This is a genomic window from Fundidesulfovibrio agrisoli (assembly GCF_022808715.1).
In the GTDB taxonomy this organism is placed as follows: domain Bacteria; phylum Desulfobacterota; class Desulfovibrionia; order Desulfovibrionales; family Desulfovibrionaceae; genus Fundidesulfovibrio; species Fundidesulfovibrio agrisoli.
In genome coordinates, this window is the sequence record NZ_JAKZKX010000034.1 from 1 (window position 1) to 23,086 (window position 23,086).

At 64.2% G+C, this 23,086-nt stretch carries 19 protein-coding genes; 2 read left to right on the top strand and 17 right to left on the bottom strand.

From position 1 onward, the window contains the following. From MLE27_RS16835 to MLE27_RS16910, 16 genes are all read right to left on the bottom strand, one after another. Positions 1–350 (bottom strand): acyltransferase family protein (locus MLE27_RS16835; RefSeq protein ID WP_243313638.1); only part of this gene is annotated, 350 nt, incomplete at its 3' end. Positions 351–360: 10 nt separating this feature from the next. Beyond that, positions 361–1,755, bottom strand: coding sequence for a hypothetical protein (locus tag MLE27_RS16840; RefSeq protein ID WP_243313639.1), 1,395 nt, complete (start codon positions 1,753–1,755; stop codon positions 361–363). Continuing rightward, positions 1,752–2,828: a glycosyltransferase family 4 protein gene (locus MLE27_RS16845; RefSeq protein WP_243313641.1), complete on the bottom strand. Its 1,077-nt coding sequence runs from the start codon at positions 2,826–2,828 to the stop codon at positions 1,752–1,754. Before MLE27_RS16845 ends, MLE27_RS16840 begins: the two co-directional genes overlap by 4 nt. Beyond that, on the bottom strand, positions 2,807–3,754 hold the full coding sequence (locus MLE27_RS16850) for a glycosyltransferase family 2 protein (protein WP_243313643.1): 948 nt from the start codon (positions 3,752–3,754) through the stop codon (positions 2,807–2,809). Before MLE27_RS16850 ends, MLE27_RS16845 begins: the two co-directional genes overlap by 22 nt. 16 nt (positions 3,755–3,770) lie before the next feature. Beyond that, positions 3,771–4,253 carry a hypothetical protein gene (locus tag MLE27_RS16855; protein WP_243313645.1) on the bottom strand — a complete coding sequence of 161 codons (483 nt, stop codon included), beginning with the start codon at positions 4,251–4,253 and terminating at the stop codon, positions 3,771–3,773. Then, on the bottom strand, positions 4,240–5,133 hold the full coding sequence (locus MLE27_RS16860; RefSeq protein ID WP_243313646.1) for a glycosyltransferase family 2 protein: 894 nt from the start codon (positions 5,131–5,133) through the stop codon (positions 4,240–4,242). The genes MLE27_RS16855 and MLE27_RS16860 overlap by 14 nt, the downstream gene beginning before the upstream one ends. After that, entirely contained in the window at positions 5,126–6,013 is an 888-nt protein-coding gene (locus MLE27_RS16865; RefSeq protein ID WP_243313648.1) for a glycosyltransferase family 2 protein, read from the bottom strand. The genes MLE27_RS16860 and MLE27_RS16865 overlap by 8 nt, the downstream gene beginning before the upstream one ends. Positions 6,014–6,029: 16 nt before the next feature. Next, complete coding sequence (locus tag MLE27_RS16870; protein ID WP_243313650.1) at positions 6,030–7,214, bottom strand: glycosyltransferase family 4 protein; 1,185 nt, start codon at positions 7,212–7,214, stop codon at positions 6,030–6,032. Next, positions 7,211–8,692, bottom strand: coding sequence for an O-antigen ligase family protein (locus MLE27_RS16875; protein WP_243313652.1), 1,482 nt, complete (start codon positions 8,690–8,692; stop codon positions 7,211–7,213). Before MLE27_RS16875 ends, MLE27_RS16870 begins: the two co-directional genes overlap by 4 nt. Further along, positions 8,689–9,969: an oligosaccharide flippase family protein gene (locus MLE27_RS16880; protein ID WP_243313655.1), complete on the bottom strand. Its 1,281-nt coding sequence runs from the start codon at positions 9,967–9,969 to the stop codon at positions 8,689–8,691. Before MLE27_RS16880 ends, MLE27_RS16875 begins: the two co-directional genes overlap by 4 nt. Further along, complete coding sequence (locus MLE27_RS16885; protein ID WP_243313657.1) at positions 9,947–10,573, bottom strand: acyltransferase; 627 nt, start codon at positions 10,571–10,573, stop codon at positions 9,947–9,949. The genes MLE27_RS16880 and MLE27_RS16885 overlap by 23 nt, the downstream gene beginning before the upstream one ends. Positions 10,574–10,597: 24 nt before the next feature. Beyond that, positions 10,598–11,260: an acyltransferase gene (locus MLE27_RS18070; protein WP_279355897.1), complete on the bottom strand. Its 663-nt coding sequence runs from the start codon at positions 11,258–11,260 to the stop codon at positions 10,598–10,600. Positions 11,261–11,294: 34 nt separating this feature from the next. After that, complete coding sequence (locus MLE27_RS16895) at positions 11,295–13,373, bottom strand: Wzz/FepE/Etk N-terminal domain-containing protein (RefSeq protein ID WP_243313659.1); 2,079 nt, start codon at positions 13,371–13,373, stop codon at positions 11,295–11,297. A gap of 8 nt (positions 13,374–13,381) precedes the next feature. After that, the gene (locus MLE27_RS16900) at positions 13,382–14,023 is read right to left on the bottom strand and encodes a polysaccharide biosynthesis/export family protein (RefSeq protein ID WP_243313661.1); all 642 of its coding nucleotides are present in this window, start codon (positions 14,021–14,023) and stop codon (positions 13,382–13,384) included. 397 nt (positions 14,024–14,420) lie between these two features. Further along, complete coding sequence (locus tag MLE27_RS16905) at positions 14,421–15,851, bottom strand: sugar transferase (RefSeq protein WP_243313663.1); 1,431 nt, start codon at positions 15,849–15,851, stop codon at positions 14,421–14,423. Positions 15,852–16,568: 717 nt separating this feature from the next. Next, complete coding sequence (locus tag MLE27_RS16910; protein WP_243313665.1) at positions 16,569–18,053, bottom strand: HD domain-containing phosphohydrolase; 1,485 nt, start codon at positions 18,051–18,053, stop codon at positions 16,569–16,571. Positions 18,054–18,293: 240 nt separating this feature from the next. Between MLE27_RS16910 and MLE27_RS16915 the strand changes: the two genes are divergently transcribed. Both MLE27_RS16915 and MLE27_RS16920 read left to right on the top strand, forming a co-directional pair. Further along, positions 18,294–20,954 carry an HDOD domain-containing protein gene (locus MLE27_RS16915; protein WP_243313667.1) on the top strand — a complete coding sequence of 887 codons (2,661 nt, stop codon included), beginning with the start codon at positions 18,294–18,296 and terminating at the stop codon, positions 20,952–20,954. Continuing rightward, the gene (locus tag MLE27_RS16920; protein WP_243313669.1) at positions 20,951–22,276 is read left to right on the top strand and encodes a MinD/ParA family protein; all 1,326 of its coding nucleotides are present in this window, start codon (positions 20,951–20,953) and stop codon (positions 22,274–22,276) included. The genes MLE27_RS16915 and MLE27_RS16920 overlap by 4 nt, the downstream gene beginning before the upstream one ends. Before the next feature lie 22 nt (positions 22,277–22,298). Here MLE27_RS16920 and MLE27_RS16925 read toward each other — a convergent pair whose 3' ends face one another. Continuing rightward, the gene (locus MLE27_RS16925) at positions 22,299–22,979 is read right to left on the bottom strand and encodes a cyclase family protein (RefSeq protein ID WP_243313671.1); all 681 of its coding nucleotides are present in this window, start codon (positions 22,977–22,979) and stop codon (positions 22,299–22,301) included. Positions 22,980–23,086 lie beyond the last annotated feature (107 nt).

Genomic DNA, 23,086 nt, shown 5'->3' on the forward strand with positions numbered 1-23,086 from the left:
AGGGTCCAGACGATGAGCGACCAGACCACGTAGGGGTAGATGAGCGCCCTGGCCTTGCCCAGCGTCAGGGCCAGGCGCCCCCGGCGAAGGCTGCCCACGGCCAGGCAGCCCGAGACGAAGAACAGGGCCTGGGCCGCGAAGGTGAAGATGAAATCGTACATGTTCAGGAAGGCCTGGGGCACGCGCATCTCGGCCATGCGCAGCCCCCAGACCACATGGGCCGCCACCACCAGCACGATGGCCCAGCCGCGCAGGGCGTCCACTGCCATCAGCCGGGGCTGCTTGGCGGGCTGGACGGAGGGCTGGCCGGCTGCCGCTGCGCCGTCGCCGGGTTCGGGTGGCCGCTGCATGGCGGGCCTCCTATTGCGTCAGGTCCACGGCTTTGGCGCCGGGGTAGTCGGTGAAGCGTGAGAAGGTGTGGTCCATCACCAGCATGGGCGGCAGCCCCGCCTTGAGGAAGTAGGGCGTGCGCTTGAAGTAGGGGCTGGTCACGGCGTTCCAGTTGTTGGCGTCCTTGGGCAGCCTGCCGTTGCTCAGGGTGGAGAGCAGCTCCAGCCAGCGGGCGTCGGCGGCCTGGAGCGCGGGCGTGGTCTTGGCCGCGCCGTAGGGGTGGTCGGGCAGGAAGGTGGAGTATTTCTGCCCCCAGTAGCCGTCGGGGAAGCGCTTGACCACGATCTCGGGCTTGATGTCGCGCCAGTCGCCGCGCGGCAGGGACTCGCGGGCCTTCTGGAACTCCACCACCTTCTGGCCGTAGGCGGTGAGCCGCCCGTTGGCCACGTCGATCAGGCCCTTGATGTGCTCGATGTACACCCAGTCGTAGCCTTCGGTGTAGGTGTAGCACAGGGCGTCGAAGAGTTCCTGCGGGGTGTGGTGCCCGGGGCCGCCCGCGCCCTTCTCGGGGAATTTGTCCAGAAACCAGAGGTCCACGCAGGCCCAGAGCCGTTTCTGGCCGTACTGGCGGGCCGCCCCGGCGTACACGGCGGTCATCAGGTCCACCGGATTTTCCTTCATGAGCTTGGGCGCGGTCTGGGCTCCGGCACGGGCCACGCTGTGGGCGTAGTCCGGGTAGACCATCTCGAACAGGGCTATCTTGCCGTACTTGGCGAAGTAGCCGGTGAGCTGGGCGATCTTGGCCGTCACCGCGGTGAAGGCCTCCTCCGGGGTCATGGCCGAGGTGTCCAGGAAATAGGGCGGGATGACCCGGCCGTTGACTTTGGTTCCGTTGAGCGACTGCATGAGCATGGCCTCGTCGTAGACCTGGCCGATGAACAGGGGGTCGTCCTTGAGCTTTTCCAGGGTGGCGGGCTTCAAGTCCCATCGGTAGGTGCCGTCGGGGTTGTTGAAGTAGGGCACGCCGGGCACGTAGTTCACCAGTTCGGTGTTGAACAGGTAGCTCAGGTTGTTGGCCCGGCAGAAGTCCACGATCTTCATCATTCCGGCCCCGGCCTCCTCCTCGGGGGAGAGGTGCCAGACCACGAACTCCACGCCCATGGCGCGCAGGGCCTCGGCGAAGCCGGGGTTGGTCATCTCGCCCTTCCAGTTGTCGGCGTTGACGCCGAAACGGTAGGGATGGGCCTTGGCCGGGGGCTGATTTCCGGGCTTTTCGGACTGGCCCTCAGCCGCCTGGGCGGGCGTTGCCGGGCCGGATGTTGCCTGGCCGGATGTTTCCGGGCCGGAGGCGGCGCGCACGGGCGCGGCGGCCGCCAGCAGGGCCAGGCAGGCGAGCAGCGCGGCGAATATCGGGGATGGTTTCATTGCAGAACCTCTTTGATGATATCGGCGTAGCGCACCGCCTGCGACTCCAGGCTGAAGCCGTCGCGGACAGTCTCGCGGCCTCGTTGGCCCATGCGCGCGCGAAGTGCCGCGTCGTCCAGCAGAGCCTGGAGATGGGTGATCCATTCCCTGGTGCTGGCGGCCAGGAAGCCGTTCTCCCCGTGGCGCACCACGTCCAGGTTGCTGCCCACGGGGGAGGCCACCACGGGAATCCCGGCGGCCATGTACTGGATGATCTTGAAGGCGCATTTGCCCCGGGCGAAGGCGAAGTCCTCCAGGGGCATGATCCCGATGTCGAAATCGGAGAAATAGTCCAGCTCCCGCTCCAGGCTCCAGGGAAGCTGCACCAGCCCGGGCAGGCTCCAGCCCAGGGGCCGGGTGAGCCCCACCACCCGCGTGGCGAAGTCCCGCGTGCGGGCCAGGGCCTCCAGGGCCGGGCGCGCGATCTCCAGGTGCGCGGCGTTGCCCGGCGTGCCGATCCAGCCGATGCGAACGCTTGGGGACTCCCTGTGCGGAATGGCCCCGTAGCGGCTCATGGGCACTACGGTGGGCACCACGAAGACCCTGGGGTTCTTGTCCAGGAAGTACTCGGCCAGGTAGGCGTTGCCGCAGACCACGGCGGAGAAGCGCCCGGCGATGCGCCCCAGCTTGCCGAAGTCGCGCAGCCGGGAATGGATGAACCCCGTGTTGGTGGCGTCGTGCAGGTAGATGGCGTCGTCGATGTCCAGGATCACGCGCGGGTTGAGCGCGAAGAGCAGCCGCTCCAGCAGGGGCGGCCCCAGGGGAAAGAGCTCCCTGCACACCCAGACGCCGTCGTAGGCCCGGGCGTGCAGCGCCAGGTCGGCCAGGCGCCGGAAAAAGCCGCCCAGCGCGCCCAGGCCCTTGCCGGCCTCGCGCCCGGGGGCCTGCTGCAGGCGGTAGTACTCGTCGGAGAAAAGGTGGTGCACGTCCACCTGGATGCCCAGGGCGGCCAGGGGCTCCACGTACTGCTCGATGCGGTAGCGGGTGTCCGGCCCCAGGGATGGGCGCACCGTCAGCGCGAGCAGGCGGGGCACAGGGCCACCCTCCAGAATCCCTTGGCCTTCTCCAGGTCGCGGCGCCTGCCGCGAACGGCGTAGAGCAGGGCGCAGGCCAGGGCCTTGCCCACCCCTTCGAGCCAGTTCAGGGTCAGCAGGGCCAGCCAGGCCGGGGTCGAAAAATGCTTGCGGAAGTACAAGGCCCGGCTCTTGCGCAGTTGGGCCACCATGGCCGCGGCGCTGTGCTCGCTCTCGCAGGAGGTGCCCGCCTGGTGGGAGGCGGCGGCCCCGGCCACGAACCAGACGGCCAGGCCCGCGTCGGCCATGCGCTTGCACAGGTCCACCTCCTCGAAATAGACGAAAAACCGCTCGTCCAGACCCTGGAAGCGTTCGTAGAGCTCCCTGGTGGTGAACATGCAGGCCCCCATGACCTGGGGCACGCGGCGCGTTTCGTTGTGGGGGAAGCGCACGAGCTTGTAGTAGCCCAGGCGGTTGTCCAGGCCGGTGGCGTCCAGGAAGGTTCCCAGCAGGCTCGGCAGGGCTCGGCAGGTGCGCATGGTGCGGCCGCACTCGTCTAGGATGCGCGGCCCGAGCAGGCCCGCCCCCGGGGTTTTCTCCCAGAAGCCAAGCAGGGTGGCCAGCGCGCCGGGCTCCAGCGCGGCGTCGGGGTTCAGGAACAGCAGGTAGCGCCCGCGCGCGTGGCGCGCGCCCAGGTTGCAGCCCCCGGCGAAGCCCAGGTTGCGCTCGGGGCGCAGCGCGCTCACGTCCCGGTCCGGGTGGGCGCGCCGGGCCTCCCGCAGGGCGGCCCATGTGCCCAGGTCGGGGGAGTTGTCCACCACCAGGACCTCGCAGGCCACGCCGCTCTGGGCGGCCACGGAATCCAGGCAGGCCCCGATGGTGTCGCGGTTGCGGTAGGCCACCACGACCACGGACACCAGCGGCGCTGAAGGCTGCACGGCGTTCATGCGGCCCGGTCCCGCCCTAGAGGGTTTCCCGGGGCTGGACGATTTTCAGCTCCTTGAGGCTCTCGGCCTTGTCGTCGTTGTCGCGCCCGAAATCCACGGCCATCTTCCACGGCCTGCCGTCGTGCGTGCCGCGCAGTTCGCGCAGGGGCATGAGGATCACGGTTCGGGGGAAGCCGAAGTTGCGCATCTTCAGGTGGATTTTGAACACGGGGTTGGAGCGCCGCTCGCCCAGGATCTCCAGGAACTCGATGGAGTCCACGTCGCCCAGGAGGTGTTTCTCGTAGGACATGGGGTTGCCCAGCATGATGACGACCTCGACGCTGGGGCGCGAGGAGTCGGCGTAGAGCAGCTGGATGTTCTTGATGAACAAGGGCGCGCTGTGCCCCTTGAGCCACAGGTTGGCGTCGGCGGCCTCGGCCGGGGACGCCGCGCAGAAGCAGGCCAGGCCGGCCAGGACAACGGCCAGCGACAGGAGTCGGCGGAGATCACTTGCTTTCATAGTCCATCATCCCCTTTCCGAATGCGGCCCGGCAGGCCAGACGCAGGTGAAGCTCCCTTCCCAGCAGCCCGGAGAGGGGCTTCGCGTCCAGGATCATCTGCGTCACGCGCGTCAGCGCGTCGCGCCAGGGCGGGCTTTTGTCCAGGCCAAGTTCCCGGGCTATCTGTGGATAATGTTGGCGCAGCACGCCCACGGCGTAGCCGACCTTGTATTCGCGGCGGACCAGGCCCTCGGCAGTGATGGGGTGCAGATGGCTGGCCACGGCCGCGCGGTTGAGGCCCAGGCGGCAGCCCGCGCGCTTTGCGCAGTAGCCGAAGGCCGTGTCTTCGAAGGCGTAGCGCTGCACCGCGAAGGCGTGGTCGAAGCCCCCGGCCGCGTCCACGGCGGCCCGCGTTACGGCCAGATTGGCCGTGTACACGTACAGGTAGGGCAGGTCCGAATCGTCGGTCACGCGGTCGAAAGCGAACTGCATGCCATGCTTGTCCATGTACCGCATGACCCAGTCCCCGGCAATCTCCGGGTGCCACTCCAGCAGGCCCTGGGACAGGGAGAAACCCATGTCCAGCAGGGCCGCGTGGGCCGTGAGCAGGTCCGGCCGGGGGAAGACGTCGTCATCCAGGAACAGTATGCGCTCTGACCCGGCGAGCTCCAGGCCCGTGTTGCGCGCCACGCCGGGCCCGGCGTTCTCCTGGCGCACGTGGCGCAGGCTGCCGGGCCAGGCCGCGGCCATGCTCTCCAGTACGGCCGGGGTGTGGTCCGTGGAGCCGTCGTCCACCACGATGAATTCGCAGCGCTCCGCGCCGTGCATGGCGCGCATGGCTTCCAGGCTGCGGGCCAGCAGGTCCGCGCGGTTGTAGGTGGGGGTGACGACGCTAAACACCGCGAAGCCCCCAGCGGCAGTAGTCCAGGTAGCGCGGGTCGCGGTTGCGCAGCGCCTTGAGCCCGTAGAGGATCACGATCATGGCGCGCCAGATGGCCGCCCGTACCGGGCCGTAGTGGGTGCGCATGAAGATGGCCAGGCTCTTGACGTGCTGCAGGATGAGCGGGTGGAACCCGTCGAAATACTGGTTGGAGCTGTGCTTGCCGGAATGGATGATCGAGGCGGTGTGCACGTAGTGGACGCTGTAGCCCGCGTTCCAGGTGCGCTTGCAGAGGTCCACCTCCTCGCAATAGAGGAAGTAGCGCTCGTCGAACCCTCCCAGCCGCTCGAACACATCCCGCCTGAAGACCATGGCCGCGCCGTGGATCGCATCCACCTCCCGGGTGGAGTCGTGGTCCCAGGTGGAATAGTAGGGCCGCCCGGCGATGGGGTTGCGGGGGAAGCGAAAGGCCAGGGCCGAGTGTTCCAGAAACTCGTTGAACAGCGAATGGAAGGAGCGCGCCCCCCCGTAGTGGATGCTTCCGTCGGATTCGAGGATCTTCGGCCCGGCCGCCCCGGCGCGGGGGTGTGCGTCCAGGTAGGCGCAGAGGATGGCCGCCGCGTTGCAGACCATGCGGGTGTCCGGGTTGAAGAAGAACAGGTAGCGGCCGGTGCTGTGCCGGACCCCGAGGTTGCAACCGGCCCCGAAACCCGCGTTGGCGGTGTTGCGCACCAGCACGATGCCGGGGTCCGCGGCCAGTTCGTCCACGCCCTGGGCGGAGTCGTTGTCCACGACCACGATCTCGTAGCTGAGGCCCCGGGTCTGCTCCCGCACGGTGCGCACGGATTGCATGATCTCGCCCTGGGAGTTCCAGTTAACGTAGATGAAGGATACGTCCATGGCTGTTCCACCGGCCTCAGGCGTGTGTGGGCGCGCCCTGTTGGTAGATGGCCTGCAGGGTGCCGATCATGTCCGAGGGGGCGAAGCGTTGCAGGGCCAGTGCGCGACCGGCCTCGCCCATCATGCGGCGCTGCCGCGGGGAATCGATGAGCTGCCGCAAACGGGCCGCCAGCCAGGTTTCGTCGCCCACGGGGAAGAGATAGCCCGTGCTTCCGTGCTCCACGCAATCGCGCACGCCCGGCGCGTCGCTGCCCACCACGGGCCTGCACAGGGCCATGGCCTCCAGCAGGGAGTAGGGCAGCCCCTCCATGTGCGAGGACAGCACCAGCACGTCGCACGCAGCCAGCAGGGCGCGCACGTCCGTTCGCCAGCCCAGGAAGCGCACCTCCTCCTCGATCCCTCTGGCCCGGCACATGGCCTCCAGCTCCGCCCGCTGCGGCCCCTCGCCCGCCAGGAGCAGCACGAAGTCCCGCCGTTCGCGGGCCAGCAGGGCGGCGGCGCGGACCAGGGTGCCCACGTCCTTCTGGGAATCGAAGCGCGTCGTGGAGAGCAGCACGCAACGGCCCGGGGGCAGCGCCAAGTTGGCGGGGGGCTCCAGGGCGGATTCGGAGACGGGAATGGCCAGGTCGCGCGGGATGGCGTTGTTGATGCGCACCACCCGTGGATCGGCCCCGAAGGCCTGCACGATTCCGTCGTACTCCGAGGGCGACACCGCGATCAGCCTGTCGCACAGGGGCAGCAGGGCGCGCTCCAGCCCAAGGTAGAGGGCGCGTTTCAGGCCCTGGTGGCGCAGGAAATAGATCAGGTGGGAGGTGTAGGCCACCACGCGCGGCCGCCAGGACAGGCTGGCCAGCCGCCCCACGGCCCCGGCCAGGGAGCTGTGGCAGTGCAGCACGTCCGGGCGCACCTGGCGCAGGAGCCGCGCCATGGCCCACACGGCCCGGGCGCAGCCGGGCAGGTCGAGCCCCGGCGGGGTCTCAAGGGTATGGACCGCGAGCCCGGCCCCGGAGAACATCGTCCGGTAGCCCTCGGACTCGTCCGGCAGGTAGGCCCTGTCCAGGAGACGGTCGGGGAAGGCCCCGATCAGCTCGAACCTGTCATGGTCGATCTGCTCCACGATGTCACGCACGTGGCGGCGCACACCGCCCAGGGAGGCGGTGTGCAGCAGCACCCGGATACGACGTCGGCCGGCCGGGTTCATTTTGCCGCGTCCAGGGCTGGTATTTCACCGGAGGCCTCCTTGGCGGGGGCCTGGGCGTCTTCGCTGGCGCGGAGGCTCATCAGCGCGAAGGCCATGCCGATGCTGATGAAGAAGAGCTTGGTCACCTTGGAGAACAGGTGCACATCCGCGAACATGCCCGCAAACAGATAGACAAGGGCCGCCTGCAGCAAAACGTTGCAGCGCCGGGCCGTTCGCTCATGCCCCTGTTTGCGCAGCAGGCGGATGCGCTTCGCGAACTGGTAGTACACGGTGCCCAGGAAGCAGCACAGGGTCGCGAAACCGAGCACGCCCTGCTCCACCAGCGAGGTCAGGAGCATGTTGTCCGCCACGAAGATCTGCTGCACGTCCAGCCCCTGGGGCACAGGCGCGGTGTCCACGTATTCCAGGTAGCGGTGTTCGAAGTTCATGTGGCCGATGCCGAAGGGGAAGTTGTCCCCGGTCATGGCCAGGCCCACCTGCCAGTAGTACAGCCGGTTGTACAGGTTGGTTGGGTCCAGAATGCGCTTGCCGAAAGGCGTGTTGCCGTACACCAGCAGGAACCCGAGCAGGCAGACCCCGAACACGACCGCCATGACGGGCAGGACGCGCCGGACCCTGGAGAAGTTGCACACGGTCCAGGCTACGGCCAGGGCGAGCCAGACGCCGCGCGTATAGTTGAGCACCACGCCCAGCAGAACCAGGGCCAGCAGGGGGTATTTCAAGAGCGGAGACTTGTCGCGCAGGTAGGCCTGGACAAAGGGGAAACCCATGGCCAGGAAGGTGCCCGCCTCCGACGGATGGAAGAACACCGCATACGGCCGGTAATAGCTGCCGATGGCCGTGTACCTGGACGGCAGGATGTACATGAAACCGTCCATCACTTCCTTGGCCTTGAGCATAAGCGGGTTGGCCTGGAAGATGACCTCCAGCAGCACCACCACGGAGAGGGTAGCCGTGGTCCAGGCGATGAACGCCGTGAACAGGTCCACGTTGTCGTCCGTGGTCTCGTTGTAAAAGATCAGATAGAGGGCGAAACCAAGGATGAATGTCTCCGCGAAGTTGCGCAGTGCGTTCTTGGCGATGGGGTTGGTGAAGAAGGGAATGCTTGCGGACATGACGAACAGGACGAAGGCAAGCAGCAGCCAGATGTTGCCGGTATGCAGAGGCTTGCGCCGGAGAAGCCCGTAGGCGATCACCATGTAGACGGCGTAATACAGGGTGGGGATGTCCTCGCCGTAGAGGCGCAGCGTGCCGGGGCCTATGCCGACGTTCACGAAGAACGGGCACAGGCCGATGGTGGCGATGATAAGCCCCAATACTACGTCAGTGTATTCCATCGTGTATTTCACGAGCACGGGCAAGCCCATGCACACAAGAACCAGCACGATGCCAGCAGTGCGCAGTTCATACAACGACATGCAGTACACTATCGCCAGCAACAGTGTGGTGAACAGGAACAATGTTTTCTGGGTGTTCATGTCGCCACCGCCTCCGCGTTGTTCGTGGGTCCAGCAGTCGGAGCGAAGGGCCTGAGGGCGAACAGCAGGGCCGCGCCAAGCAGAACCTCGCTCAACAGTGTGGCCAGGGCCGCGCCGGTGATGTTGAAGTGCGGTATCAGCACAAGGTTCAGGCCCACGTTCACGCCCAGCATGGGCACGGCGATGAGGAACAGGACCTTGATCTTGGCTGTGGCAACCGCGAAATTGGCAAACATGGAATTGGCGTACACCAAGGGGAGCGCGAGCATCAGGCAGGTCAGGGCGGGGGCGGCGTCAACGTATTCGGGCTTGAACACGCCCAGTATCTGCCTGCCGAAGGCCGAGACCGGCAGCGCGAACAGCACCAGCACGGCGCCCGACCCCAGGAGCAGCCTGGAAACCCGCAGGCGCGTGCCGCCGCGCGCCATGGCCGGGAACACCGCCAGGATGTAGCCGGAGAACATGGCGATGAAGAAGTCGAAAATCTTGTAGGCCACCTGGTACATGCCGGTGCTGCGCAGATCCACCAGCTTGGAGAGCAGGAAGATGTCCACCCGGAAGTAGGCCATGGCCACCAGCTCCACCGCGAACATCCAGGATGACTGGCGGGCAAGGCTGCGCATGTGCCCGCCGTGCACGGCCAGGGCCCCGCAGCGCCTGCACGGCAGATAGATGCCGAAGGGTATGGCCGCGCGCAGCAGCCCGGCCAGGGGGAAGAGCGCCAGGAACGGCCCGAAGCCGTACCAGTGCAGCCACGCGCCCATGACGGTGAGCAGCACGGCAACCCGCTCTGCAAGCTGGCCGACGGCGGGGATGCTCATGCGCTCCAGGGCGGTGAAGTGGCTCTCGAAGCTGCGGGCCAGGGCCACGGCGGGGATGTACAGCAGGAAGCAGGCGAACTCCCAGGAGTAGGCCCCGTAGATGTCGGGATAGAAGGCCGCGCAGGCCCCCAGGCACAGCGAGTAGGAAATCGCCGAGGCCCCCAGTTTGATCAGCAGGGAGTTGTCGAAGACCTCGGGCTCTATCTGGTCGCCCAGACGGGCGATCTCGCGCATGACCACGCGGTCCAGGCCCAGGTTGGCCGCCATTTCGGCGAACAGGACCATGGTGATGCACACCGCGTAGATGCCGACCTCCTCCCCGGTGAAGACGCGCACGACCAGCACGAACTGGACGTAGGCCAGCAGCTTGCACACCAGCGAAGACATGGTGAGCCAGGCGGTGTTGCGCACGGTCAGCGCGGCCGCGAGCCTGCTACAGGTTTGCTGGATTGCCATCGCGGGCACCGCTTCTTTCCCACCGGCCCGTGGCCAGATCGTAGCGCGTGATAACCTTCGCGGGTGAGCCCACGGCCAGGGAGTAATCTGGAATCTCGGAACGCACCAGGCTGTTGGCTCCAATGAAGCAGTGCCTGCCGATGCTCGAGCCCGGCGCGATGACGGTGTTCGCCATGACCACGGTTTCGTCGCCGATGGCGACAGGCTTTATATTGCCAAGGGGTGCGTCAAGAATGGGCCTGGACACGTCGCGGTAGTCATGGATGTGGTCGGCGATGATGACGTTGCGGCCTATCGAAACGTGATTGCCGATGCGCATGCTGGATGCGGCCGTTATCTGCGCGTTGTTCAGGATGTGGCAGCAGTCTCCGATGACGATTTCACCATTGTATGACTCGCCTCCCCACTCAATTACGGGGTTGAGCCATACATCGCTGAACAGCACCGTTTTCGAGCCGATGTAAATCCTGCCGGGCTGGTTGATGCGGCAGGGATAGAACATATGCGAGCCCTGGCCGAACGCGGCAAAGCTGCGCCTGGCCAGTCTGGTGTAGGCTCTCCCCAGCAGGTGCTGGAAGTAGTTCTGCAACGAGAATATGTCCATGTGCGCCTTATGGCCCATCCCTGGTCAGCAGGGCAGCTTGTCCCAGTCCCACGTTACGCCGGTACGCAACACCTTCGCCGGTACGCCGGCCGCGACGCAGTTGTCCGGGATGTCGCGGGTGACTACGGAACCCAGGCCCACTATGCTATGGTTACCGATGGTGACTCCCTTGAGTATTGTGACGTTCTTGCCGATCCAGACATGTTCACCCAGGTGTATGCTTCCAGGAGGGTTGAGGCGCTTGCAGCTCGCCGCGTCCAGGATGGAGTGCGAATCCGATGTGCGCAGGTCGGTTCCCTCGGCGAGTGTGGCGAGCTTCCCCAAGTGGATGGACTGGTTGTTCTCGACGGCTGAGAGACGAGCACCGGTCAGCCATGATGCCTCGCCGATGGAGATTCTGCATCGGGAGTCTTCAAAGAACAACTGGCTGTCCTTGATGTAACTCCGCTCCCCTATGTGAAGAGTGTGGTTGTTTCCGCGCATCTTAACCACTAATCCTTCCACAACGCAGCCCTCGTCGATCTTCACAGAGTTGGAATCGCCCTCTATGTCCAGAATCACGTTCCTGAGAACGCAATGCCTCAGTTCGCAGCTGTTCCCCCGGCCCCGGATGCGCCTGCGGACCTCGAAAACGGCCCGCAGCGCATGGTAGATCCGTTTCAGCCGGGGTTTATACTGTTCGAACATCACTGCTTCGCCTCTTGTCGCCGCGGCATGGACCCTACACGTAACGATAGAGGCACTTGGGTATGTAGAAGCGCCTCTTGTTCAGGATGAAGGAGATGTTGGCAAAACCGTACTGCCGCAGAGTGTCCAGGTTGAAGCCGACGACCTGGCTCTTGGTCCTGTCTGCCTCGATGAAGAACAACACCCTGTCGATGCTGTTGTTCAGGAACACGAGGTCGGCGGAGTCCTTGATGGAGTCGATGTTGCAGAACACGAAGTCGTATTCATGCTTGAGCTGCTCCAAAATGGAGTACTTGTCGCGCACGTCCTCGTGCTTGAACTCCCGGCGGTCCTTGTAGCGGTAGTAGTCCACACCGGAGAGCGCGGCTCGGGAGAACTGTCCCGCCTGGACGTCCGTCGCGCCATGCACGGCGCTGGCCAGCCGGGAGGGATAGAAGTCGACGAAGGCGACCTTCTTGTCCAGGTAGTTCGACATGAACGCGGCCAGGTTGAAGGATATGGTGGTGCCGCCTTCACCCGGCAGGGAACGCGCGATCAGGAAGACCTTCCCCGCGCCCTGCAGGTGCGTCAGATTGATGAACAGCCGTTGGAATTCCTTGAGGTTTTTCTCGTAGTATCCCAGCCCGACGTCAAAGCGCGCCGTGTCCTCCGCGCCTATGGTGGTCAAGGCTTTCCGCGAGAGCGGGTCGTTGTTCATGTTTTCGGGATAGACCAGCGGCAGCGTGGCCAGCGGGGCGACGCTGAAGGATTTGGCCACGTCCAGGGGGTTGTTCACCGTGTTGCTCATCATGGAGAGGATGATCACCAGGAACAGGTTGCCGGCCACCAGGAACACGCCCGCCAGCAGCATGACCTTCTTCTTGCTGGGCCACTGCGGGAGCGGGTTCAGGGAGGGTTCCTCGATGATGGAGATGTTGGTGACCTGCTGGTTCTTGTTGATGTTGCGCAGGTCGCTCTCCAGGAAACCCTCGTAGTATTTCTCGTAGGTGGTCTTGGCCAGGTCGAGGTCCTTCTTGAGCATGGTGAACTGCTGATAGTTCTGGGAATTGCGGCTCAGTTCCGCCTCCAGGCTCTTCAGTTCCGCTTCCATGGAGGCGATCTTGCCTTCCTCGCCGGCGATGGTGGTGCGCAGGTCGATGATGCTCTGCTCGATGGTCCAGTAGGTTTCGTTCTTCCTGCTGTCCACGGAGTTGATCACGCGCTCGGGCTCCTCCTTGATCAACTTCTGCAAGGAGCTGATCTCCTGCTCGATATCCTGGATGATCCTGCTTTGCGGCGTGTACTTGAGCAGCATGTTCTGCCGCTCCATGACCGCCTCGTTGAGCTTGCTCTTGAGCTTGTTGCGCCTGTCGTTGATGATCTCGACGGAGTTGTACCTTTCGTAGGGCTGGAGCAGGGCCTGAGCCTCAACCGAGCGGTTCAGCTTCTTCAGGTGGTACTGGTATTCGGCGCGGACGTTGCCCAGGTCGGAGCGGAGGTCGTTGCGCTTCTCGATGAGCAGGGAGATCTCCCGCTCGTCATAGATTTTGGCCGAGTCGGTGAAGTTCGTGTACTTGACCAGCGCCTGGTCGTACTTGACGCGGGATTCATCCAGCTTGAGCTTGATGAAGCTCAGTTCCTTGGCGTTTTCATACACGCCGATGTGGTGCTCGATGTACTTGTTGATGAGTATGTCCAGCACCTTCTTGGCCACGAACGGATCGGGGAAGTCGAAGGAGATGGACAGCGTGTCGGATTCGAACAGCGACTTCACCTCGAGATGGTCCGAGATGTACTTCTTGACGGCCACCAGGTTTTCCGGGTCCGAAGCGGCGTCGCCGAGAATCGAGGTGGCTGCGACGGTTATCACGGGGTCGCTCAGGAAAATCCGTTCTTCGTTTTTGAGCTCCTGCTCGCGCCGGGTGACGTAGACGTTGCGTCCACCGGTCATGAACTGCAGGCTGCCCATCTGTTCCTGGCCCAGTCGGATGAGCACCTGGGCCTTTGACACATAGACCTTCTTGGCCCCGTAGACGTAGATCGCCGTAAACGACGCCACAATCAGCGAAAAGATGATTACGTACCGCCGGTGCCGGAAGAAGATGTCCAGAATGTCCTTGAAGGTGGTATTCATGACGTGTCCTACTTGAGTAAGGGGGTGCTGGTCAGGTCGGTGTTGATGCCCCATATTACGTTCATTTGAGGCGGAATGACGTCACGAAGGTACTTCTGCACGAAATCCCCGATCAAGGTGATGGCGTTACGCGGGACATAGACGATGTCGTTGGGTGCAAGGTAGATGTCGCGCTCGGCGCCGTTCTCGAAGCGTGCGTCCACACGATACACCTTGAAGTCCTTGTCGCTGAATTTGCGGACGATCATGACGCTGCCGAGGTCGGCGTCGCGCTCCTTCACGCCGCTCTGAGCGAGGATCTGCCCAACGGTGGAGTTGGACGGCAGCGGCTTGACGCCGCCGGCGTTGACCTGGCCGGAAACATAGACCTGGGCGGTGGTCTTCTTCTCTATGCCGACCGCCACCACGGGCCTGACGTATTCCTGAGAGTACAGCCGGACGACCTCGGTCTGAAACTCCTCCGGGGAGAGCCCGGCGGCCGTGATGCCCTGGAACATGGTCAGAGAGACCTTGCCGTCAGGGCGGACCGTCTGGATCACGTCCAGCTCGGGATGATAGTGGAAGCGCACCGTCAGAATGTCACCAGGCTCGATGACCACCGGCATTGCAGGGTATGTCGGCTCGAAGAAGGAGTCCGGGACCTGTTGCACGGGAGGAGCTTTTCGCGCCGAGGTCGAATGGCTGCTGCACGCGCCCAGAGACATTATGGCCAGCAAGAGCAGGAACAGGAGGGTGTGCGTCCGCGATGGTTCGCGGCGGCAGCCGACATAGGAGTGGGGGAGCTGTGGGCGGAACATCGATTCAACTCCAGTGTTGATTGTCGATGGAAGGAGGCCAAGCCGGAACCAGTGTGCACTTTTCACCGTCGAAGCCCTCGCGAACCTACTGTGTGCCAACCTTGTTCGCTATAAGCCGCTCGGTGCCCGACATGAAGAACGTGTTGCTTTGGTAAACGCAATATCCGAACAGAAGGATGCCAAGGATGATTCCAATGGCCGTTAAGTTTTGCTTCTTCATTTTGCCCTCGTGCGAATTGATTGCATTGAACTAAACACCACCACCGCGAAATACTTCAGGGATAGTCAGAAGAACTATCTTGAAGTCTTCAAGAAGGTTCCAGTTGTCGATGTACTCCATGTCCATGCGCATCCACTCATTGAAAGGCAATTTGTTGCGGCCACGAATCTGCCAGTAGCACGTCAGGCCCGGGCGCATGGAAAAACGCCTGCGTTGCCAGTCTTCAGAGAAACCCTGGTAGTCGGTGAGCGCCATGGCGCGAGGTCCGACGACGCTCATATCCCCCTGGAGCACGTTGAAGAATTGGGGCAACTCGTCGATGCTGTACTTGCGCAGGAACCTGCCGAAACGCGTAATTCTTGGGTCACACTTGATCTTGAAGACAGGCCCATCCATTTCATTCAGATGATCGACGTCGGTCTTCATCTTTTCCGCGTCCACGCACATGGTTCGCAATTTGTACACATAGAAAATTCGCTTGTTGTACCCGACGCGCTTTTGCTTGAATATGATCGGGCCGCCGTCCGTCAATTTGATGATAAGCGCGGAAATCGCCATGATCGGCAGCGTAATGATGATCCCGATACTCGCAATGATGACGTCGATCACGCGCTTTGTGCGTATTCTCCAGTCTTCTGATGGGGCTGTGTGCAGCACGATGGAGTGCACCGAGCCGACGCGCGACGCCTCGAGCTTGCTCTTGCGCGGCTCGAAGATGTTGCTCAGGTAATGGACAGCGATTCCCTGACATTCAGCTTTTTCAATGATGCCGGATATGCTGTCGTAGTAGGATCGGATCGGAAGATGGATGAAGATGAAATCGATCACGTTGTTGCGGATGACCTCTTCGAACTTGTCCAGGGTGCTCAGCAGGCGAATTTCCCCTCCGCTGTGGTTCTCATCGTCAACAAAACCCAGATTGTAGAAGCCGAGAATCTGATTCTCTTCAAAAAAACTGGCCATTTCGACAGCATGCCTGTTGGAGCCCACCATGAGGACGATGCGTCTGTTCTTCTTGCTCGAATTGAACTTCTTGATGGCGAGATATGTTGTGTTGACCATGAATGAATGGAGAGCAGTTCCCAAGACAAGGTAGGCAACAACAGCAAGGGGCGAGAATATGCGGTGAGAGAATGTCCTGTCGATGATGAAAAGTATGGCTGCCGTGGCGATGGATGATACAATGAAACATCTGACAAGTTCGTCGATGGTTGGGATGCAGACAAGCTGGTCGTTGTTAAACGAGTTGTTGAAAATTATAAAATTTGTGATCAATGCGATAGTGCAGTAGCACATGCTTCGAATCAGCGTGCGAATTTCAACGTACCCGCTGCTGCCGACTACTGCATTATAAGCGTCAGAATTGAAAATGATGAGAACGGCAAAGAGTGAAAAAAATACAGAAACCGCGTGACACAACTTCGCGTTGCGTAAGTAAGAATTACATCTTTGTTCAAACATCGTTATGCCCTGCCGATAAATTTTAACGCACTATTCATCGGTGCGATTTTTACAGTGCAAAGCGATAATCGTGGGCGAACTTAGAAACCTCCTCTTTTCATAGTTTTAGTCTTTATCCGTGGCGACCCACATGGTCAACGCTTCTGTTTCTACGCTGATTTATATTTGGCTATAATCTAAGGTTATAATCGTGATTTGCGTGTTTCTTGTACGTAAATATTCTCCAAATCCTTCTTTTTTGAATTGGTTTTACAAATTCACATGTTGGCGATGTATACAAAATAATCATCATAATAATGTCAACCTTTTAGTTAGAGCTGGCTTTAGCATGCGGTCATTTGCTAATCTCGCAATTTTTCAAACACCACGCTAACGATAGTGTGTAATGATTATAAATAAATATAAATGATGCCCCTACGCTTTTTTTGAGTTCTCCAAAAAATGGAGGTCGTGGCACGATTCAATTAACAGTCACTGTATTTTTTTAACAGTGTTACAACTATGCGTTGTTGTTAACTGTCATTAGGTCGGAATCTTTTTTAGATGGGGCGGCCAGAAAAGACGCCCGAAGTGGCGTTTCACGTAACATGCCGCGATCGTGGATATTATCTTGTAAGGCCAGGGGGGGCTTACTGGTAACAGTTGGAATTGCCGCTAAACGGCGCAGGGAATTGAGGCGGGGCTTGTCCGGCCCCTGTGAGGCGAGGGCGAATCCGTCTAGGGAGCGCCGAGCCCGCCAGCGTCGAGCAGCTTGAGCCAGGCCTGGACGAGCCCCGGGTCCCACTGGCGTCCTGCGCCGTTGGCAAGGATGGCCCGGGCGGCGTCCACGCTGCGGGCCCGGTGGTAGGCCCTGTCCGTGGTCATGGCCTCGAACCCGTCGGCTACGCTGATGAGCCTCGCCAGGAAGGGAATGTCCTCCCCTTTCAAGGCGTCCGGATAGCCCGTGCCGTCATAGCGCTCGTGGTGGTGGTACACCACGGGCAGAACGTCGGTGAGGCTCGCCACTTTGCCCAGGATGTTGCGGGCGATGGCGGGGTGCTGGCGCATGACGGGCAGTTCATGCGGTTCGAGGATGGCCGGCTTGTTGAGGATGCTGTCGGGCACGCCGATCTTGCCCACGTCGTGGAGCATGCCCGCGGTGCGCACCAGGTCCACTTCCCGGTGATCCAGTCCGATGAACTTGGCCAGCCTGGCAGCATAGCGGCTGACCCGCTCGGAGTGGCCCCTGGTGTAGGTGTCCTTGGCCTCCACGGCGTGCACAAGGGAGAACACGATCTCGTCATTTACCGATTTCAGGCGCGAGCAGGCCCAGTGGCTTTCGAAGCAGAGCGAGGCGTGGGCCGAGAAGAGCGTCAGCAGGTGCAGGTCCGCTAGGGTGTAGGGGCTCGAGCCTTCCGCGCGCAGGGCAACCACCGCGCCGGGCGCCCCTTCCGGACCTCCGACGCTCACCCCGATGGCCGAGGCGGGCACCGCGCCCTCCGACACCCGCTGCCCAAAGGCCTGGCGCAGCAGTTGCTCCTCCAGCAGCAAGGGGCGGCCTTTATTGGCCAGCGAGCCAGCCAGCGACTCGAACCAGGCGCGCACTTCGGGATGGTCCCGGAAGTGGGGGCCAATGAGCACGTGCCTGCCTCCGTTCGCTCCGCTGCCGTTTCCATTGCCGTTGGTCGCCCCTCCGTAGAAGAAGGCGATGCCGTCCGGCGAGAAGCTGGAGCGCACCTGGAGCAGGAATTCCTTGATGAGGGACTTGGAGTCCTTCTGGATGGAGAGGGCGCTGTTGAGGTTCAGCATGCGGGAAAGGTCGCTGACGGCCTTCTGTTGCAGTCGCATGGAACGTTCGTCCAGGGCCTTGATTACGGCGGAGCGCAGGCTCTCCACGCGGAAGGGCTTGAGCAGGTAGTTCACCGCGCCCAGGCGAACGCACTCCACGGCGTTGTCGATGGTGCCGAAGCCGGTGAGCACGATGACGTCCGTGCCGGGCGAAATGCGCGAGACCGACTTGATGAGGTCCATGCCTCCGGAGCCGGGCATTCGCAGATCGCTGATGATGAGGTCGTAGGTGTCCTGTGAAATGAGGGAGGCTGCCTGAAGGCCGTCTCCGGCGGTGGTGATCTTCCCTGCCAGGTCCGAGAGGGCCTCGGCGCAGACTTCAAGAAGTTCGGGCTCGTCGTCCACCAGCAGGATGGATGTTCCGGCCGTGCTCATATTCCATTCTCTCCCGGAGAGTGAGGGTGCACTGCAGCCATATGGATAGGGCAATACATTAGTGGAACTTCATTTGTCCAGTATATCGCGGATTTCCGGAAACAAAGTTATGGGAGGTCAGCGTGACTGTTTTCTTTTTTTCCGGGTTGTTCTAAGGGATGCGGACAGAGTTGTCTCCCCCGCAACCCATACCCTGCGGTGACCATGCGCCAGGAACATACACAGATTGCCGCCGAAAGAATGCGGACCCTCATCGACCGCATCGACACGCTGCCCTCGGCCCCGGCCTCGGCACAGCGCATCCTGGCCCTCGTCACCCAGCCCGCGCCGGACATGGCCGAACTCATCGACGCCATGGAGATGGACCCGGCGGTCTCCCTGCGGGTGCTGCGCCATGCCCATTCGGCGGAGTTCAACCGCTTCGAGAAGGTGGAGGACATCCGCCAGGCGGTCATGTTCCTGGGCACGGACGTGGTCTGCAACCTGGCGCTGTGCGTGTGCGTGCGCGAGAATCTGCTCAAGAGCTTCGAGTCTGGCGATCCGGCCGTCAGCGAGATCTGGCGGCACAGCCTGGCTTGCGCCTGCGCCGCCAAGCTCATCGCGGAGCGTTGCCGCCCGGGACTTACGGGGAGGGCCTTCGCGGCAGGGCTCCTGCATGACTGCGGCAAACTCGCGCTTCTCTCGGCCGGCGGGGATGCCTACGCCGCCCTGCTCGGCGACGAATTCCTGATCGGCAACCAGCTCCTCAAGCAGGAGCAGGAGGCCTTCGGCGCGGACCATTGCCTGGCGGGCAAGTGGCTCCTGGAGCGCTGGAGGCTGCCCCTCGAACTGGTCGACGCGGCCTGGATGCACCACCAGCCCGCCAGCGCCCTGCTGGGCCTGGGCGATTCCGCCCAGACCGGCATGGTGGCGGCCCTGGCCGACCGCCTGGCGCACGAGGCCCTGGGCACCGTGCCTCCCGGCGGCGACCCGAGGAGCCTGGAGCTTGCGGCGGCGCTCGGCCTGGAGGCTCCGGCCGGCCTCACTGCCGTGCGGGAGGGCATCGGCAAGGTGTTCGCCCAGCGCGCCGCCCTGTTCGACCTCAAGGAGGACGCCGCCTCCTTTTATTGCAACGCCCTGGGGCGGGCCAACAGGCGCCTTGGCGACGCCAACCTGAACCTCTCCGGCAAGAGCCGGGGCCTGGAAAAAGACGTGCAGGCCCTGCGCAACGTGGCCCTGGCCGGGGTCGCCATCGCCCGGGCGGACTCCCCGCAGGACGTGCTCGCCGCCCTGGCCAGCTGCATGCTGGACCGCTTCGGAGCCCTGCACGGCTTCGCGGGCCTGTGCGACCCGACGGTCACGGCATGCGCGGGCCAGGCCTGGGGCGGGGAGGGGGGCGTCAGGCCGCTGGCCATGCGCCTCGCGCCCGGCCTCGAACCCGTGGCCGAGGATGCGGCCCTGCTGCACCCCGCCGTTGCGGCCAACATTTCGGGCGTGCGCACCCGGGCCAGCGCCCTGCCCGGCCCGGAAGGGCCTCCCATCCATTTCCTGGACGGCGTGGCCATGGTCAGCCTGGTGGAGGGGGGCGACGTCTTCGGAGAGCTGCTCTACCTGCCTGCTGAGGGCTCCATCGGGCAGGAGGAGCGCGCCGCAGTGAGCCTGCTGGCCCAGCTGGCGGCCCAGGCCTTCCGCAGGCTGGAGCTGGTGGGCCGGTGCGAGGCGCGCTCGGAGCGTCTGAGCGAAGTCATGCTCTCCATGCAGGACCTCAACGAGAAGCTCCTGAAAACCCAGCGCCTTGCGGCCGTGGGCCAACTGGCCGCCGGGGCCGCCCACGAGATCAACAACCCGCTGGCCATCATTTCGGCGCGCGCCCAGCTCATGGCCATGCGCGCCACGGACGAGGCCACCAAGAAGGGCCTGCGCCAGATGGTGGACCAGATCGACCGCATCAGCGCCATCCTGGGCAGCCTCATGGACTTCGCCCGCCCCGCCTCTCCGCACATGGAGTCCATGAACCCGCGCGAGGTCATGGACAGGGTCCTCGGGCTCACCGAAGGCGGCCTGGCCAGCCAGGGCGTGACCATCCGGCGCGACTACAAGCCCGGCATTCCCGACATCAAGGCCGACCCCCGCCAGATGGAGCAGGTGCTCCTGAACCTGGTGCTCAACGCCCAGCACGCCATGGAAGGCTCCACGGAGGGGGCGGGGGAGGGCTCCGGGCCGGGCGCTGCTCCGGGCGGAACGCTCACCGCGAGCATTTCCTACTCAGCCGCGAGCGACGCCGTGACCTTCAGCATCGCGGACACAGGCATAGGCATCCCGCCGGAAAACAAGGACAAGATTTTCGACCCTTTCTTCACCACCAAGGGCGAGGGCAAGGGCACGGGGCTGGGGCTTTCCACGGCCTACGGCATCGTGCAGGCGCACAAGGGCCGCATCGACGTGGAGAGCGCTCCCGGCCACGGTTCGGTGTTCAGCGTGGCCGTGCCAAGGGATTTCGTGGCCCAGGCCCCCTTGCAGGACATCCCCGCCGAAGGGCGCACCCCCCGCCAGGCGGTGCTGGTGGTGGACGACGAGCGCCACATCCGCGACATCCTGCGCGAGGCCCTGGAATCGAAAGGCTACGCCGTGGAGGTCGCCGAGGACGGGGAGAAGGCCCTGCATCTGCTTCGCGCCAACCGCTACAGGCTGATGATCCTCGACATCAGGATGCCCAGCCGCGACGGCCTCTCGCTCATGCGCGAGGCGGGCAGCTTCGCCGATTCCGGCATGCCGGTGCTGGTGCTCACCGGGCTGGCCAGCGAGGAGGAAATTCTGGAGGCGCGCTCCCTGGGCGTGGTGGCCACCTTGCGCAAGCCCTTCCAGGTGGACGCCCTGCTGGCCGAAGTGGGCAAGCTCCTGGACGGCGGGCCCAGGCCGTGAGCCGCGTGCTGGCCGTGGCCAGCGGCAAGGGCGGAACTGGCAAGACGAGTGTTTCGGTGAACCTCTGTCTGGGGCTGGCCAGGCTCGGGCGCAAGGTCTGCCTTCTGGACGCGGACCTGGGCCTCTCCAACGTGGACGTGCTCCTGGGCATCAGCCCCGAGCTCACCCTGGAGCACGTGCTCTTCGAGGGCGTGCCCATGGAGCGGGCCGTGATCCAGGCCGCGCCGGGGCTGGACGTGGTGCCCGGAGGCTCCGGCGTGACCCGCCTGGCGGACCTCCCCAAGGAGCTGCGCGCGGCCATGTCCGCCCAGTTCTCCAAGCTCTCCGGCTACGACTACCTGGTGGTGGACAACTCCCCGGGCATCTCCGGCCAGGTGCTCTCCCTGTGCCTGGCCTGCCCGGAGCTGCTGGTGGTGGTCAACCCGGACCCATCCTCCATCACGGACGCCTACGCCCTGGTGAAGGTGCTGTCCGAGAACGGCATGCGCCGCAGCCCCACCCTGCTGGTGAACAAGGCCGCCTCCGCCGCTTCCGCCCAGGAGATATTCCACCGGGTGCGCGGGGCCATGGTCAAATACCTCAAGCTCGACGCCCGTTACCTGGGCTACGTGCCCAACGACCCGCACGTCTCCTCGGCGGCCGCCAGGCAGCGCCCGCTGCTGGACATTTTTCCGGCCTCCGACGCGGGCCGCGCCCTGCTCGCCCTGGCCAGGAGCCTGGACCAGGCCCCCTTGGCCGCAGGGATCGCCCAGGCCGACCCGGCCCGGGTGATGGAGGGGGCGTTGGTGCGCATGCGCGAGCGCCTGCCAGTGAGCCCCAGGCTCACGGCTACGCAGGCCACGCGCCAGGCCCTTGACGCGGCCATCACCCTGGCGAACCTGCTGGAAAACCCCGGCCGGGCCGACGGCGTGGCCGTGGCGGCCCGCCTGAAGTCCCTGCTGGTCAAGGCCCGCTCGGCCATGGAGCCCGGGGAGAACGCCGCCGGGGAGCGGGGGGAGGGCCAGCAGGAGTTGCGCGTGGCCGTCATCAGCCCGGACGCCTCCATAGGCGATATCCTCGCGGAGAGCCTGGACGCGGCTGGGCTGGGGGTGAACCTGGACGGCGAAAGCGCCGACGCGGCCGTGCTCTACTGGCCGGGCGGCGGGGACATCCCCCCGTCCATGCTGGCTGAGCTGGGCAACCTGCAATTCGTGCTCGTGCGCAGCCTGGCCACCAAGGACATGCCTCGTTTGTGCCGCGCCCCGGCGGCCGTCATGGACCTGCCCTTCCACCTGGAGGACCTGGCCGGGGCCGTGCGCCGCTGCGCTGTGCGCCCCGCCTGATTCAGCCCCGCGCGCCCCGCCGCTAGGAGCGCCGGACAGGCCCCCGGGCAGGCCCCCGCACAGGCCGGACCAGCGCCCGCGCCGGTGCGCCTTCCGCTCCGGCAAGCCTGAGCGGCAGGCAGAGAAGGTCCACGGGGCCGGGCTCCACATCGGAAAGATCCAGCCCTTCCAGAATCCAGATCCCGGCCTCCAGAAGGATGCGGTGCACCTCCCCGCCGGACTGGTCCGGCCCGCCCACGGAGAGGCCGTCCACACCCAGCAGCCTCGGCCCGCGCTTTGCGAGGTAGGCGGCCGCGCCGGGCGTCAGGCGCACGAAGTCCTCCACAAAGCCCCCGGAAGTCCAGACGCGCGGCGAGTTGGCCGTTTTCAGAAGGATGCGCTCCCCGCGTCTGATGCGCCGCTCGGCTAACTCCTCGACGGTGACGGCGGACTGGTCGCGGATGGCGATGATGCGGGCCCTGCCGATGCCCGCGTCCAGGGGCAGGGCGTCCATGTCCGCGCCTCCCGGGAGGTAGTGGGCGGGGGAGTCCAGGTGCGTGCCCGCGTGGGCGCACATCGCGACGCGGGTGAGGGTGCATGGGTCGCCGCGATGCAGGTCCAGCAGGCGTTCGGTCAGGGTGGGCGGATCGCCCGGCCAGACGGGCATGCCGGTGCGGACGGGGACGGAGATGTCTCTCCAGGCGGAGGGGGCGGGTCTGGGCATGGCGGTTTCTCCCGTGGCGGTGCTCGCAAGGCCGCAAGCTACAGGAGGGGTGCCCCGGCGGGCAACGCCTTTCGGCCTGCCGCTTTATCCCAATCGCGGCGCGGTTG